Here is a 15,320-nt window from a genome sequence, read left to right as displayed (position 1 = left end):
AAAATATTGATGAATTAAATAAAAATAAATCAATTTTTCTTATTAATGGTTTGCTCTACTATATCTTTATCCACTCTTTGATTAGAGAACTAAAATGAAAAAACCTTTTTACCAATTAAATCATAGCAAAGATGTTATACGACATTTTACCCCAAATTGGTTTACAGCGACTATGGGGACTGGTGTGGTCAGTATGATTTTAATTCAGCTTCCATTTGCTCAATCGTTTTTATTCACGTTAGCAACTTTGTTATGGCAATTTAATATTGTTTTATTTAGCGTTTTTTCTGCTCTCTATTTATTGCGGTGGCTTCTTTTCCCCCATGAAGCGAAGCAAATATTTAACCATCCCAATATGAGCTTGTTTTTAGGGGCTATCCCGATGGGATTGGCTACAATATTGAATGGCTTTTTAAGCTTCGGTGTCGGGCTTTACGGTGAAGTTGCGATACATATTGCTCAAGCTTTATGGTACGTCGATGTCTTTTTAGCACTATCGATTGCGTGGATCGTGCCGTTTTGTATGTTTAGTCGTCAGAACCATCAGCTACATACGATGACCGCAATCTGGCTATTACCTGTGGTTGCATGTGAAGTAGCAGCAAGTTCTGCTGGCATGTTAGTCGCTCATTTACCGGCAGATTTGCATAGCTTTCATTTATTAATGGCTGGCTACGTACTTTGGGGAATTTCTGTTTTACCCGCATTTGCTATTTTGACAATTCTAATGTTGCGCATGGCTTTGCATCAGTTACCTGAAAAAGAAGTCGCAATTTCTAGCTGGCTTTCTTTAGGCCCGATTGGTACTGGTGCATTAGGTTTATTGTTACTAGGTGAGCAAGCCCAAAGAGTGGTGCCAAATGTAGGATTTCACCAATTTGCGAATGTCTTTCAAGCTTTAGGAATTGTGGGCAGTCTCGTGCTTTTAGGCTTCGGGTTATGGTGGCTTGGCCTAGCGATTTTAACAACGCTTCGCCATGCAAAGACAGGTATTCCATTTAACTTAGGTTGGTGGGGCTTAACCTTTCCATTAGGTGTATTTATTTTGGCGCTATTTAATTTAGGGCATCAGGTCGAAATTGTCTTTTTACAATACGTTGCGGTGGCATTGAGTCTTTTATTATTGACAATGTGGGGCGTGGTAATGAAGAAAACGCTAGCAGGCGCATATAGCGGCCAACTCTTCTTCTCTCCATGTTTAATCGCTTTACAACAAAAAGTGCAGTAATGATGAAAAGGTGCAAAAAGCTTTTGCACCTGATTTATACTTATTTGCTAATTTATTTGATTTTGATTTGAGCTTTTTGAATGAATAACGATATTGCTTTAATTATGGCACTTCCTAATGAATCTAAAGGTTTGTTTGAACAAGCAGGTGTTGAAGTCCATTACAGTGGTATTGGTAAGATTAATGCTGCTTTTAAAGCATTTGAGGTTATTCAAAAAACTGGATGTAAAACTTTAATTAATCTGGGTACAGCAGGGAGCTCTGCATTTAATCGACATGATTTAGTCGAAGTAAAGACTTTTGTCCAACGTGATATGGATGTTTCACCTTTAGGGTTTGAAGTTGGTGTAACGCCATTAGATGATCACTTGGCGGCAGAGATTCATCTTCATCCCCATTTTGTTGATTTGCCAAAAGCAGTTTGCGGAACTGGCGATTCATTTGAAACAGGTCAGCCAAAAGTAGCTTGTGATGTGGTTGATATGGAAGGGTATGCCTTAGCCAAAGTCTGCCATAAGCTAGGCGTACGCCTGATTTCGGTGAAGTATATTACTGATGGGGCAGATGACACTGCACATGTGGATTGGGAAGAAAATTTATTATTAGGTGCCCAAAAACTTTTGGCGCTTTATCAAAATCATTTCTAAAAAAAGATCGGCAAATTTGCCGATCTTTTTTTGTTTTAACGAGGCAATACGCCGTAGAGCATCAGGTGGACTGTATGTTCAATTGAGCGTTGGAACATGCTTCGGTTACGAAGTGTTTTTCCAGTCACCATTTCCATTTGGGTTGCAAAATCTGCATAGTTTTGCGTAAGGCCCCAAATGTTTAAGATTAATAATTCTGGGTCGATATCTGGTGAAATCTTCCCTTCTTCTTGCCAAGTCTGAATGACTTTAGCTTTGCGCTTAAATAGTTTTTTTAATGGCCCTTTGAGTATAGGTAAAATATGCGGAGCGCCTTGAATTATTTCTAATGCAAACAATCTAGATGCTTTCGGTTGGCTACGAGACAGTTCGATTTTTTGTATTAAATAGTGAGTTAAGGCTTCGGCTGGTTCTAATTCAGACTCTAAAGTTTGTAAGGGAGCCAACCATTTTTGTAAAACAGTTGTGAGCACTTCTACGTATAAAGACTCTTTATTTTCGTAGTAATAGAAAATATTCGACTTATGCATGTCGGCGAGTTGGGCAATTTCATCCAGACTTGCGCCAGTGAACCCATAGACTGAAAATACGTCAAGGGCGGCAGCAAGAAGCTGATTGCGCTTTTGGGTACTCTTTTTTTGTTCCATCTGCTGCATAATTAAAAAAATAGTATTCCCATTGTAAGGTAAATTGTTTGATTTGTGCACAGGTGTCTTGCTTTTTTAATCAAAAAACGGCTAGTTATTTGCGTAATAGATATACTATTGTGCAAAAAATAGAGAGATTCACTAGTTTATTGTTATTCTTAAAAATATTTTTTAAATTTCGCTCTAAAAAAGAGCAATAAAACAGCAGTTTTATTGCTCGTAAATTGGGCATTTTTCGGTTGAACAGTTCTCATTCTTTATCGCAACCTTAAGTTGCCAGAACTGCATCGAGTACTTGTTGCTCAAGTTGGGAAAAACTAATACTTTTTTTACGGGGACGTGGCAAATTAACGTGGAAACTTTGAGCGATTTGACCCTTATCTAATAAGATAATACGGTCGGCTAATTGTACTGCTTCACTTACGTCGTGTGTCACTAAAATGGCAGTAAAACCTTGTTCTTTCCATAAGCGCTCAATCAAGCTTTGCATCTCAAGACGGGTGAGGGCATCTAATGCACCTAAAGGCTCATCAAGCAGTAAAATACGCGGTGTATGAGATAATGCACGTGCTAAGGCGGTACGCTGACGTTGTCCACCTGAGAGTTGTGAAGGCCATTGTCCAGATTTTTCTTTTAAACCCACTTTTTCTAGTAATTCTTCTGCTAAAGCATGTTGAGCTTTAGGCAAACCCAGTTGAACGTTTTGAAGAATATTTCTCCAAGGAAGCAAGCGTGGGTCTTGGAACATTACTCGAATATCATCGTTAGTAATGCCTTCACGCAAATGTCGAGCAGATTTGAATTTGATTTCCCCAAAACTGGCTTTTTCAAGTTGGGCAATTAAACGTAGTAACGTACTTTTGCCACAGCCACTTCGACCAACAATTGCTAAAAACTCACCTGGCTGGATGTGTAGGTCAAGATCTTCAAGGACTTTTACCTCGCCATAGAATTTATAAAGTTGCTCAATCAGAATCTCTGCACCTAATGTCGGTTCTTGTGATTCTGCTGGACTTTCAGGAATGAGCTGCACTTCATTTTGATTAATATTTAAATTCAGATTTGTCATGTTCTAAGCTCCCTTATTTCTGATATCCAGAGTGCCAACGTAGTAAATAGCGTTCTAAAAGCTGTGCTAAAACATCTGCCAGTTTGCCTAGTAAGGCGTAAAGAAGAATTCCGACCAGAACGACATCTGTTTGTAAAAACTCACGTGCATTCATAGTCATATAACCAATACCTGCTTGAGCTGAAATGGTTTCAGCGACAATGAGCAATACCCAAACCAAACCTAAAGCAAAGCGTAGACCTACTAAAATAGAAGGCATAGCACCCGGAAGAATAATTTCTTTGTAAAGCTGCCAGCGAGAAAGGCCATAACTTTTACCCATTTCGATCAATTGAGGGTCAACTGATCGAATACCGTGATAGGTATTAATATAAATCGGGAAGAAAACGCCTACTGCGACCAAGAATAATTTCGCTGTTTCATCAATACCGAACCACAAGATTACAAGTGGAATAAGTGCTAATGCAGGGATGTTACGAATCATTTGCAAGGTCGTGTCGAGCAGGGTAGAGGCGAAGCGTGAAGAGCCATTAAGTAAACCTAAGAGCAAACCTAAACCGCCACCAACCAAAAGTCCAAGCAAAGCACGACCAGCACTCACCTTAACGTGATGCCATAATTCCCCGCTAACGAGCAAGTGCCAAAAAGCGGAAACAACGGCAGTGGGTGCTGGCAAAATGCGGCTTTCTAAAAGACCTGAACTTGAAGCAATTTGCCAAACAACCAAGAGAACAATGGGGAAAACCCAAGGCAGCAAATGCTGCCCGATTTGTTTTGTTCCACGTGAAACAATACTTTTATCTTTACTCATGCAGGCTCCTTGACGGAATCATTTTGCTTCTTCTCGTCTGGAACATAGTTGTTGGCAATAATTTCACCGAATGGACCGGTTAAATTTGGCTGAGCAAGTTTGGCGCGAGTTTCGATTGGCAATAACGGGAATACTAATTCTGCAAAACGGATTGACTCTTCAAGATGTGGATAGCCCGAGAAAATAAAAGTATCAATACCTAAGTCAGCATATTCCTGAATGCGGGCAGCAACTGTTTCTGGATCACCTACAAGTGCTGTACCAGCGCCACCGCGGACTAAACCAATACCTGCCCAAAGGTTCGGAGATACTTCAAGCTTGTCACGGTTACCGCCATGGAGAGCTGCCATACGCTGTTGACCTACAGAGTCCATCTGCGCAAATTTTTTCTGTGCTGCAGCAATAGTCGCATCATCAAGATATTGGATAAGCTCGTTCGCTGCTGCCCAAGCTTGTTCGTTGGTCTCGCGAACAATCACATGCAAGCGAATACCGTAAGTTAATTTCCGACCTTTAGCCTCAGCTTTGGCACGAACATGTTCGACTTTTTGTTTAACTGCTTCTGGTGGTTCACCCCACGTAAGGTAAGTATCGACTTGCTCAGCTGCAAGATCGACAGCGACATCTGAAGAGCCGCCGAACCAAAGTGGTGGATAAGGCTTTTGCACAGGTGGGTAAAGTAGTTTCGCATCATCTACTTGTAGGCGTTCACCGTGGAAAGTAAAAGCTTCACCCGTATGTGAACGCGTCAAAATTTCACGCCAGATTTTTACATATTCATTGGCAGTCTGATAACGCGTTGAGTGATCTTCATATAAACCATCGCCGCGTAGTTCAGCTTCATCACCACCAGTCACTAGGTTGAGTAACACGCGACCATTCGACAAGCGGTCAAATGTTGCAGCCATACGAGCTGCTAATGCTGGTGTTGTTACACCGGGACGTAACGCAACTAAAAATTTAAGGTGTTGAGTTGCATCAATCAGGCTAGCCGCCGTAATCCAAGGATCTTCACATGAACGACCTGTTGGAATAAGTACACCTTCATAACCCAAATTATCTACCGCTACAGCAATTTGCTTCATATAGGCATGGTCAACCTGACGAGCGCCTTTACTTGTACCTAAATAGCGACTATCACCGTGGGTAGGAATAAACCAGAAAATTTTCATGTGCATTACCTATATGTCTATTGAAATTACTTGGCAATCCAAACAGCTTGTTTGATGCTGATTGGTTTTGGAATGATGCCTTGTTGAGTAAAGATGTCTGCGAGTTGCTGCTGCTCAGCAATCACTTTGCTGTTCAGCGGCCCGGCTGATGAAGGACGAGGACGGCGTTTAATAAATAAGTCACTGGTTGCAGGCTTTAATCCTGTGCTTTGGCCAATGGCTGTTGCCGTTTCTGCTTGATGGCTTTGAACCCATTTGTCAGCTTGATTGATTTGTTTGATGAGTCCAGAAACAGCTTTCGAATGTTGTTTAACAAAATCTGGAGCTGCTAAATAAAATGTATAGTTCGGGCTTAAGCCTTTACCTGATGCAAGAACACGAGCTTGATCTTCTAGTTGTGCTGAAGCGAAGTAAGGGTCCCAAATGGCCCATGCATCCACAGCACCTTTTTGAAATGCTGCGCGAGCATCGGCAGGTGTAAGCCAGATCGGAGTAATGTCACTCCAGTTTAGGCCTGCTTTACGTACAGCTTGTACAAGTAAGTAATGTGAACTCGAACCTTTTTGCAGCGCAATACGTTTGCCTTTAAGATCTTTAAGTTGTTTGAGCTGCGAGTTTTTAGGAACTAAAATTGCTGATGCTAGCGGTTTAGCTGCTTCATAAGCAATGTAATATAAAGGCTTACCAGCTGCTTGTGCGTAGACTGGAGGGGTGTCGCCAGTAACTCCGACATCAAGGGAACCGACTGCCAAAGCTTCTAAAATTTGTGGTCCAGCAGGGAACTCATTCCAAGTAACTTTGGCATTTGGAAATTCTTGTTCAAATAATTTTTGCTGTTTGGCAATCGCAAAGTTAATCGAACTTTTTTGAAAACCAATACGAAGTTCTTTTACCGTTGGATCAATTGCCCAAGCGGGTGCTGCGATTGTTAAACCTAATACAGTGACTGCACTGATGCGTTTAGCTAATTGTGCCCAATGACTCTTATTAAATAATGACTGATGTTGCATATTGATATCCTTGTTCCCCTTGAGGTCAGGCACAGCATTTATATCGTTATTTAAGCTGTGCCCAAGCTGGGTTTATTTCAGTTTTAAAATGGCGTCTTGAATAGTGAGCTTGTTAGGAATGAGCTTTTGCGCATAAAAGGCATCAGCTACTTGTTGTTGTTCTTGTGCCACCTTGTCAGAGATTGGCTGAACTCCAAAACCCATACGTGAAATGGACGTTTTGAGTACATCAAACTCAAGTGCTGTCGGTTTTTCGAGTAGCTTGGCAGCTTCATCCTGATGTGAACTCACCCATTCAGTAGTCTGGTTAAGTGTCTGTACAACTGTGTTCAGAACTTTTGGATTATTTTCTGCAAATTTACGGTCAGCTAGATAGAACTGATGATTGCTTACTAAATTTTCACCTGTTGCTAAAACTCGTGCTTGAATTTGATGTTCAGCCGCTGCAAAGAACGGGTCCCAAATTACCCAAGCATCTACTGCACCTTTTTCAAAGGCAGCACGAGCGTCTGATGGCGGTAGATAAACAGGTTGAATATCACTTAAGCTTAAATTGTTGGCTTCTAGAACTTTTAATAATAGGTAATGAACATTCGAACCCTTATTAAGAGCAACACGTTTGCCTTTTAAATCTTTAATAGAGTGGATTGGGGAGTCTTTTTGTACCAATAATGCTTCGGCTTTTGGCGCAGCAGGTTGGTTTGCGACATAGACTAAATTTGGATTGGCTGCCTGAGCAAAAATAGGTGGTGCTTCACCTGCTTCACCGAGTGAAACGCTCCCTACATTTAAGCCTTCAAGCAATTGAGGGCCAGCAGGAAACTCGACCCATTTTACTTGCACGCCTTGTTCTTTTAGTACTTTTTCTAGGTCACCACGAGCTTTTAAAATAGGAAGAATGCCATATTTTTGATAGCCAATATTTAAAGTTGTGGTGGCCTGTTCCTCTTTTTTGGCACAACCACTTAACATCATCACTCCTGCAAGGCTGGCTGCGATGACTGAATATTTTGCCCATGAAGTGGTATTGAAAAGTGCCATGAGATTTCGTGCTCCCCGAAAGAGAAAAAGAAAAAATAATTGGATGAGCAGATACCCTAAAGGGATTTTTATTTCAGAAAAAATAAGTATTCGGTCTTTATTTATGCAAAAAAAAGCTAAAAACAATAGGCTATAAACTTATGCAAAAAAGTGATTTATCTAAGAGGAATATATTTAATTAATTATGGGTAAGTTGATGTAAATAAAATAAAAAAATATTAAAACATTAAAAATAGAGATTTAAAAAAAGTACAACCATAAATTAATAGCGTTTATGGATGTACTTTTTTAACTAAGCTTATCTGAAATAAGAATATCTTAAAAAGAGCAAAGGCTAGGGAAGCAGTTTCTTAAAGACTAGAGAATTCCTTTGATAGTTATAGAGCGCCTGACGGGCATTAGGTAACTCATCAACACTGACCTGATGAAAACCATGTTCTAAAAACCAGTGAGCGGTACGCGTTGTTAAAACGAATAATTGACGAATACCTTGTTCTTTGGCCTTTTCTTCAAGGAATTGCAGAATTTGGCTACCACGGTTTGATTTACGATAACTTGGATGTACTGCAACACAGGCAATTTCTGCAGAACGAGTTTCATTAAATTCGGTTGGAATTGGATAAAGTGCAGCACACGCTAAAATCATACCGTCGCGTTCAATGACAGCGAACTGGCTGATTTCTTGCTCCAGACGTTCACGTGAACGATAAACCAAAATGCCTTCTTCTTCTAAAGGACGCAATAAATTCATTAAACCGCCCACATCTTTAATATGAGCTGTACGAACTTCTTCATAATGCGCATCGGTAATCATGGTGCCTATACCATCTCGAGTAAATAACTCTTCGAGAAGGGCACCATCATAGGCATAGGAAATGAGATGAACACGGTGTACACCTGATAAAGACGCTTTTTTTGCTTGCTGCAAATGTAGGGTCAGCGTCGGACTAATGGTTTGGTATTGTTGAATATAGTAGTCCAGTTGATGTGGGCTTAACTCACGTAATATTTGTTCATCTTCATTAAGAAGACCTTGTTGCTCTCCAAGAAAAATCAGTTTATCTGCCTTTAAATAAGTTGCAGTTTTGGTCGCAACTTCTTCTGTTCGCAAGTTAAAGACTTCGCCTGTAGTGGAATAACCTGTTGGCCCCAGTAGGACAATATTATGATTATCGAGGTGTCGTTCAATTGCATCGGTGTCTATTGAGCGAACTTCACCTGTAAGCTGGAAATCCATGCCATCACGAATGCCATAGGGTTTAGCAGTCACAAAATTACCTGATACGACATCTATTCGAGCGCCGTACATGGGCGAGTTCGCTAAGCCCATAGAGAGCAATGCTTCAATTTCTAGGCGAATAGAGCCTACGGCACTCATGACACAGCTTAAAGATTCGCGTGTGGTAATACGGCTGTTGTCATAAAAAGGGGTTTCAATTCCTTTCTCTTTAAGATTTTGATTAATTTGCGGACGTGCGCCGTGCACAAGAATTAAGCGAATACCAAGAGAGTGAAGTAACGCGATATCATGAATGATATGTTCGAAATTAGGATGACGGACTGCTTCACCACCAAACATCAATACGAATGTTTTATCGCGGTGGGCATTAATGTAGGGTGCTGAGTGTCGAAACCAGTGTACATAATGCTGGGGGTTATTATGCGACTTTTCTAAAGACTTGCTTGGCATACCGATCTCGAATCAACAGCAAAAAGATATAAAGATGATTCTAAACAAAAAAGATTAAAGCCGCATGTTTTAGATAAAAAAACACCCAAATCTAAGTTTGGGTGTTTAAATTTTTTTAAATTAGTGAACTACTCTAATGATTTTATGGCTTTGTTCATTCACCAGCACATAATTTCCGTTCACCTTGTACCATTTTTGGTAGCGACCCGGTTTAGTTAATTTTTGATGTTGACGGTAGTCAATCACGTAACGTGAGTGTTGATATTCATGGGGTACGACCTGACCTGCTCGCCACACATTACGATGGTCATCTTTTTTAATCACTTTAACGGTTTTTACTTCATGGTTTTGATAGTTGCCATGGTGGTTATGATCATTAGGTGCTGCCATTGCTGTTGTTGCAACCAAACCACTAAGTGAAAGAACAATCGCTGTTGTTAGTTTTTTCATTGTAAACCTCGAGTGATGAATTAAATTTCAATAACTAAAGATTAGTGAACAATTACAGATAAATCGTGGAGGCTACGAAGAAAAAATGTGAAAACCAACGCTGAAATAAGAAGAAATTAAGAAAATACGAAATATTAGAATATAAAAAAACTCTTTATTTTTTAAATATATAAGTAATAAAAAAAGGATAAAACCATATGGCTTTATCCTTTTTGCTCAGCGATAGCGAGGTTCTACCGCTTTAAAAACCACGAATACTCACAATGCTATTAGAATCAGTATCGACTAAAATATAGTCATTGTTGATTTTGTACCATTGTTGGTTTCGGTCTGGTCTTGGCAAGTTACTGTCTTTATAGTCGACTTTATAGCCATTTCCACGATAGTGCTGTGGCATAACATAGCCAGGCTGCCAGCGATGCTGTTTTAGGCGTTCAAAACCACGTTCTTCGCGCATACGGCGTTCGTCACGGACACGATCTTCATCATGATCACGTCCAAATCCTGGCCCACGATCATTCCATTCACCGCGTGGTCCTCCACCTTTAGGACCTTTGGGGCCATGGCCTCGGTCAAAAGGAGGATCAGCAAAGCTCGCCATACTTGTGGTGAGTACGGCTATGGAAAGGGTTAAGATTGTGAACAACTTTTTCATGATGCATCCTCGTTTACATCTGATGTCTCTCATGTTGAATACTCTACGCGCAAAATGCAGAGAAACTGTGAAGATCATTTAATGGTTCAATTAAAATTACGGATAGATCAAGAGTTTTTTATCAATAATAAAAAAGGCTTGGATATATCTTTTCAGGTATAGGCAAGCCAGATTTGATGATTGGCCGTAATTTAATTTAGCTTTTCATCTTTAACTTTTTAATCCTGTGCATCAATACTTTGACCATTGAGCGCCAAGCTATCGTCACCCATTAAATAGAGATAAGCAGGCAAGATCGACTCTGGTGTCGGTAGTGTTTTCGGATCTTCTTCTGGGTAGGCTTTCGCACGCATTGCAGTACGCGTTGCACCTGGATTAATGCAGTTAAAACGGATATTTGGATAAGTATGTTCCGCTGCAAAAATTTTGCTCACCGCTTCAATTGCAATTTTTGAAACAGAATATGCGCCCCATAAAGCACGTGCTTCACGGCCTACACCCGAACTGGTAAATACAACAGAGGCATTTTCTGATTTTTGCAAAAGTGGTAATAATGCTTGAGTCAAAGCAAAAGGCGCACGTAAGTTAACCGCCATGACATCATCCCAAGTTTCGGTTGGATAATGTGCTAACTCTACGCGTTCACCTAAAATACCTGCATTATGTAAAATACCGTCTAGGCGTCCAAACTGCTTTTCGAGCGTATCGACTAAAAAGTCATAATCACGGTCAGAAGCACTCGAAAGTTGTAATGGTAAAATCGCTGGTTGCGGTGCACCCAGACTTTCAATTTCATCATAAATAACTTCAAGTTTATTTAAGGTTCTACCATGCAGTACAACGGTTGCGCCATGTAGGGCATAAGTCAAAGCCGCAGCTCGCCCAATTCCATCGCCAGCACCGGTGATTAAAATAATTCGATCTTTGAGTAGATCCGGACGAGGTTGGTATTCTGAATATTTCATTGGTAAACCTCCTTCTTTTTATATTGATAAAACAAACAACTGTTAAAAAAGCCTATAAAAATCTTATGTTAACTTATCATACGCTGATTTTCCTGTAGAGCAGGAAGCTTTTGACGTAACATATGGTGTAATTCTGTCACCGTATTTACAATCGAATCGGCCTGCCATGCAGCCAGATCATCACGATGTTCGATTGGTAAATAGCCATATGCAGCCAAAATAGTATACATATTGGCATTGCGACCAGCATCAATATCACGTGGATGGTCACCCACATAAATAATTTCATTTGCTGGGATATTCAACTGTTTAGCCGCCAAATACATTGGTTCTGGATCTGGCTTGGTTTTACTGACATCTTCAGGACACACCAAAACCGCACAGCGTTCGGTCAGATTTAACTTTGCTAAAAGAGATTCACTTAATCCGCGTGGTTTATTGGTCACAATACCCCACGGAATTTGCTGAGCTTCTAACTCTTCTAAAAGTGGATACATGCCTTCAAACAGGTCTGTATCAACCACAATATTATTACCGTAAATATCTAAAAAGTTTTGACGATGTGCCAAGAAAATTGGATTGGCCACATCCAGCTCTGGATAGACCAATTTAACCATCGCACGTGCACCTTCAGAAACCTGAGTGCGAATGAGGTCTGCATCAACAACTGGGCGTCTTTCATCACGGCACATTTGCTGAATAATACGAATGAAGTCGGCAGCCGTATCGATAAGAGTACCATCTAAATCAAATAAAACAGCTTTCATCATGCACCTGTATTTATCGTGTGAACCATATAATTAACGTCAACATTTGGCGCCAACCAGTAATGTTTGGTAAGCGGGTTGTAGTGCAGTCCTGTCATTTCTTTTAAAGTAAGACCTGCATTACGAATGTCATTAGCCATTTCAGATGGTCGAATAAATTTATGATAATCATGTGTACCTTTTGGCAACATGCGTAGTACGTATTCTGCGCCAATAATGGCAAATAAATAAGATTTTGGGTTACGGTTAATGGTTGAGAAGAACACATGGCCACCCGGTTTAACCAAAGCCTGACAAGCTCTTACAATAGATGCTGGATCTGGAACGTGTTCCATCATTTCCATGCAAGTTACCACATCGTATTGACCAGCTTGTTCTTGTGCTAATTCTTCTACAGGAATTTGGCGATATTCAATATTTTGAACATTGTCTTGCTGAGCATGCAAACGACCAACAGCTAGCGGTGCTTCACCCATATCAATACCAAGTACATCTGCGCCACGACGTGCCATGCTCTCTGCCAAAATACCGCCACCACAACCGACATCAAGTACTTTTTTACCAGCAAGGCCGCCTACACGCTCATCAATCCAGTTTAAACGGAGTGGATTAATTTGATGAAGTGGGCGAAATTCAGAATGTTGATCCCACCATTTGGCAGCAAGTGCTTCAAACTTTGCGATTTCTTGTAAATCAACATTCAATTGCGACATGGTGCTACCTCTAAACTTGGGTTATCTTTTTGGATATAGTTCGCCGTTAGTGTAGCGATTATTGGGAAAAAAGCGATAAACCCAATAAAAAACTTCACAGAAGCAAAACGAATTTAGCATATTTGTTTTATATTTAGAGCATAAGCTAATGCATAACAACTTAGAGGAAAAGCTGTAGCAATGAAAAAATTGGTTTTGGGTGGTTTAAGCGCAGCAATTATGGCCGTATCGGGTGGTGCAATGGCAGCAGATTTTGTTGCTGGTAAAGACTACACCGTGATTGCCAATCCAGGCAAAGTGGAAGTTCCGGGGAAAATCGAAGTTCGAGAGTTCTTTTGGTATGGATGTCCGCACTGTTTTAAACTTGAACCGCATATGCAAACGTGGTTAAAACAGATTCCTAACGATGTGCGTTTTGTACGTACACCTGCTGCAATGAATAAAATGTGGGAACAAGGGGCGCGTACCTATTATACATCTGAGGCATTAGGTGTACGTAAACGCACGCATTTACCGTTGTTCCATGCGATTCAGGTGAATGGTCAGCAAATTTTTGATCAGGCTTCTGCTGCGAAGTTCTTTACTCGTTATGGCGTGCCTGAACAGAAATTTAATAGCACTTACAACTCATTTGCTGTGACTGCAAAAGTTGCCGAGTCAAATAAACTTGCTCAACAGTACCAATTAACAGGTGTTCCTGCGGTTGTCGTTAATGGTAAATATGTTGTACAGGGTGAAGATGGTAAAGTTACTCAAGTTCTTAATTATTTAATTGAGAAAGAACGTAAAGCAAAATAAGTTGTTTAGGCTTTACTTCAAAAATGGGCTTCAAATGAAGCCCATTTTTATTTAATTAAAATTTATATCGATGTTCAATTTTTTGTTAATGATCACGAAATCTTTCAATTAATTTTGCTTATTTTCATCTTCAATTTGAAAATTTAAAACATCAAAATTAACAGTTTGAGTTGGCAGCGATAATGCCTGATTAATATATAAATTAATTAATTTTTGGCGAGAACCAATAGAGCGCTGGTAATAGGTAGAATTTAAAAGCAGTGATGCGCCATAAGTCAGTGACCAGATATAAGACAAATAATCACGAATCGACATGTCATAATTTAGTGATTTTAAATAATTTTCTGTAATATCTTTAATAGCTAAAATACGCTGTTGGCGGATTTCATAAAGCTCTTCGAAAAGATGCTTCAACTTAGATTCTGTCATTGTCAGACTTTCTTCAAGTTGATGCAATAAAATGGTTTTTCCTGGCGTAAGCAAATGATGAAGCATGTAATGAGGGGCATATTCTTTGAAATCTGTATTATATTTTTTAGAAATTTCTAAAATTTGCTTTTCATTTTGAATAATGAGCTCAAGTAGAAGCTCATTTTTGCTTCTAAAATGCTTATAAAGTGTGCCCTTAGCAATATCTAGCTCGGCCACTAACTCATCTAGAGTAATTTCCTGATTGTTTTCTAGTAACAACTTTTCTGCCACGCTTAGAATTTTTTCTTTGCGCATCAAAAACTGTGTATGACGATCAAGATTCATAGGTATTCCCACACCAGTTTGGCCTAACTAATAATTTACTTCCTGTAAAAAGAAAAAGACTTTTCTCGAAATTTTTAGCCTTTTTCTTTCTCTCTTTACGTATTACCACATAACCTGTTTTTTGTCATTTGCCGCTTCTACCGTTCCCAGTTTGCAATCCCTCTAAACAGTAAGCGAACTTGTGTAGAGGCATTTTCAATAAAGGCGCTTTGTTGCTGTTTGAGCTGATCACTTTGATATTGTTTAGATAGGTTGAGCCACGTCATTGCCCATGTAAATGACATGTTGGTCAAAATAGTGGATAGGACATTTAAGTCCTGAGGTTGTTGAATATGTTTAAAATTTTCGAGTTTAGTGAGATCAGTTGTTAGATCTTCAATCAGGAATTCGATTTCTCTAGCAATGGCTGCACGAACTGTTTCTGAACCGCCCCAACGCTCGGAAATCATAAATTGCCACTGCTTAGGGCTATGATTTACCGCCTGAACAAATAGCTCAATGCTGGTCTGAGTTTTGGTCGATTTATGTTGTAAATAACTTTGACCTAGTTGATGCAAAACACTTTTTAAGTGTAGTGCGACTTGGTCAACCAGTTCCTTGCCGAGTTCATCCATGTCTTGAAAATGACGATAGAACGCTGTCGGTACCAAACCAACTTCACGTGCAACTTCACGCAAACTGATACTACTGAACGAACGCCCAGACGTGCTTAGAAGCAAGGCTGCATCGAGGAGTGCCTGACGACTTTGCTGTTTTCGTTCATCCCGTATCGACATTAAAAGAGCCTATTTAAACCGTGAGCCAGAGTCTAACAAAAAAGAGCAAACTTTCATAAAAAAAATAGTGAACAAGTGTTGACTGAGTGAACAGTTATAAATATAGTGTACATATGTTCACTATA

The 15,320-nt window shown here is 39.9% G+C and carries 17 protein-coding genes; 3 read left to right on the top strand and 14 right to left on the bottom strand.

Annotation, left to right across the window (positions count from 1 at the left end):
• The first annotated feature begins 94 nt into the window (after nt 1-94).
• Together F935_RS15185 and F935_RS15180 are read left to right on the top strand one after the other, a co-directional pair.
• On the top strand, nt 95-1,228 hold the full coding sequence (locus F935_RS15185) for a TDT family transporter (protein ID WP_016139697.1): 1,134 nt from the start codon (nt 95-97) through the stop codon (nt 1,226-1,228).
• Nucleotides 1,229-1,308: 80 nt separating this feature from the next.
• Entirely contained in the window at nt 1,309-1,875 is a 567-nt protein-coding gene (locus tag F935_RS15180; RefSeq protein ID WP_016139696.1) for a 5'-methylthioadenosine/S-adenosylhomocysteine nucleosidase family protein, read from the top strand.
• Between the two features lie 35 nt (nt 1,876-1,910).
• Here F935_RS15180 and F935_RS15175 read toward each other — a convergent pair whose 3' ends face one another.
• From F935_RS15175 to ubiG, 12 genes are all read right to left on the bottom strand, one after another.
• Nucleotides 1,911-2,531 carry a TetR family transcriptional regulator C-terminal domain-containing protein gene (locus F935_RS15175; protein ID WP_016139695.1) on the bottom strand — a complete coding sequence of 207 codons (621 nt, stop codon included), beginning with the start codon at nt 2,529-2,531 and terminating at the stop codon, nt 1,911-1,913.
• Between the two features lie 259 nt (nt 2,532-2,790).
• Entirely contained in the window at nt 2,791-3,591 is an 801-nt protein-coding gene (locus tag F935_RS15170) for an ABC transporter ATP-binding protein (RefSeq protein ID WP_016139694.1), read from the bottom strand.
• Between the two features lie 13 nt (nt 3,592-3,604).
• Entirely contained in the window at nt 3,605-4,402 is a 798-nt protein-coding gene (gene ssuC / locus F935_RS15165) for an aliphatic sulfonate ABC transporter permease SsuC (protein ID WP_016139693.1), read from the bottom strand.
• Nucleotides 4,399-5,574, bottom strand: coding sequence for an FMNH2-dependent alkanesulfonate monooxygenase (gene ssuD, locus F935_RS15160; protein WP_016139692.1), 1,176 nt, complete (start codon nt 5,572-5,574; stop codon nt 4,399-4,401). The genes ssuC and ssuD overlap by 4 nt, the downstream gene beginning before the upstream one ends.
• A gap of 26 nt (nt 5,575-5,600) precedes the next feature.
• Nucleotides 5,601-6,584: a sulfonate ABC transporter substrate-binding protein gene (locus tag F935_RS15155; protein WP_016139691.1), complete on the bottom strand. Its 984-nt coding sequence runs from the start codon at nt 6,582-6,584 to the stop codon at nt 5,601-5,603.
• Nucleotides 6,585-6,656: 72 nt separating this feature from the next.
• Nucleotides 6,657-7,625: a sulfonate ABC transporter substrate-binding protein gene (locus F935_RS15150; RefSeq protein ID WP_005308915.1), complete on the bottom strand. Its 969-nt coding sequence runs from the start codon at nt 7,623-7,625 to the stop codon at nt 6,657-6,659.
• Nucleotides 7,626-7,959: 334 nt separating this feature from the next.
• The gene (argA, locus tag F935_RS15145; protein ID WP_016139690.1) at nt 7,960-9,315 is read right to left on the bottom strand and encodes an amino-acid N-acetyltransferase; all 1,356 of its coding nucleotides are present in this window, start codon (nt 9,313-9,315) and stop codon (nt 7,960-7,962) included.
• A 120-nt stretch (nt 9,316-9,435) separates the two neighbouring features.
• Nucleotides 9,436-9,765: an RcnB family protein gene (locus tag F935_RS15140; protein WP_016139689.1), complete on the bottom strand. Its 330-nt coding sequence runs from the start codon at nt 9,763-9,765 to the stop codon at nt 9,436-9,438.
• Nucleotides 9,766-10,006: 241 nt separating this feature from the next.
• Nucleotides 10,007-10,420, bottom strand: coding sequence for an RcnB family protein (locus tag F935_RS15135; RefSeq protein ID WP_016139688.1), 414 nt, complete (start codon nt 10,418-10,420; stop codon nt 10,007-10,009).
• Nucleotides 10,421-10,638: 218 nt separating this feature from the next.
• Nucleotides 10,639-11,385 carry a YciK family oxidoreductase gene (locus tag F935_RS15130; RefSeq protein WP_016139687.1) on the bottom strand — a complete coding sequence of 249 codons (747 nt, stop codon included), beginning with the start codon at nt 11,383-11,385 and terminating at the stop codon, nt 10,639-10,641.
• A 68-nt stretch (nt 11,386-11,453) separates the two neighbouring features.
• On the bottom strand, nt 11,454-12,155 hold the full coding sequence (locus F935_RS15125; protein ID WP_080645630.1) for an HAD family hydrolase: 702 nt from the start codon (nt 12,153-12,155) through the stop codon (nt 11,454-11,456).
• The gene (gene ubiG, locus F935_RS15120; protein ID WP_016139685.1) at nt 12,152-12,865 is read right to left on the bottom strand and encodes a bifunctional 2-polyprenyl-6-hydroxyphenol methylase/3-demethylubiquinol 3-O-methyltransferase UbiG; all 714 of its coding nucleotides are present in this window, start codon (nt 12,863-12,865) and stop codon (nt 12,152-12,154) included. The genes F935_RS15125 and ubiG overlap by 4 nt, the downstream gene beginning before the upstream one ends.
• Nucleotides 12,866-13,045: 180 nt before the next feature.
• On the opposite strand from ubiG, the gene F935_RS15115 reads away from it, so the two are divergent.
• Complete coding sequence (locus F935_RS15115) at nt 13,046-13,663, top strand: thiol:disulfide interchange protein DsbA/DsbL (RefSeq protein ID WP_016139684.1); 618 nt, start codon at nt 13,046-13,048, stop codon at nt 13,661-13,663.
• Nucleotides 13,664-13,771: 108 nt separating this feature from the next.
• On the opposite strand, the gene F935_RS15110 is transcribed toward F935_RS15115, so the two are convergent.
• The gene (locus F935_RS15110) at nt 13,772-14,419 is read right to left on the bottom strand and encodes a TetR/AcrR family transcriptional regulator (RefSeq protein WP_016139683.1); all 648 of its coding nucleotides are present in this window, start codon (nt 14,417-14,419) and stop codon (nt 13,772-13,774) included.
• Nucleotides 14,420-14,556: 137 nt separating this feature from the next.
• Nucleotides 14,557-15,195 (bottom strand): TetR family transcriptional regulator, encoded by a 639-nt coding sequence (locus F935_RS15105; RefSeq protein WP_016139682.1) that lies wholly within the window; start codon nt 15,193-15,195, stop codon nt 14,557-14,559.
• Nucleotides 15,196-15,320 lie beyond the last annotated feature (125 nt).

This window comes from Acinetobacter calcoaceticus ANC 3811 (genome assembly GCF_000399665.1).
GTDB classification, from domain to species: Bacteria; Pseudomonadota; Gammaproteobacteria; order Pseudomonadales; family Moraxellaceae; genus Acinetobacter; species Acinetobacter calcoaceticus_B.
The sequence above is the reverse complement of the archived record's forward strand: the minus strand, read 5'-3'. Positions and strand labels throughout refer to the sequence as shown.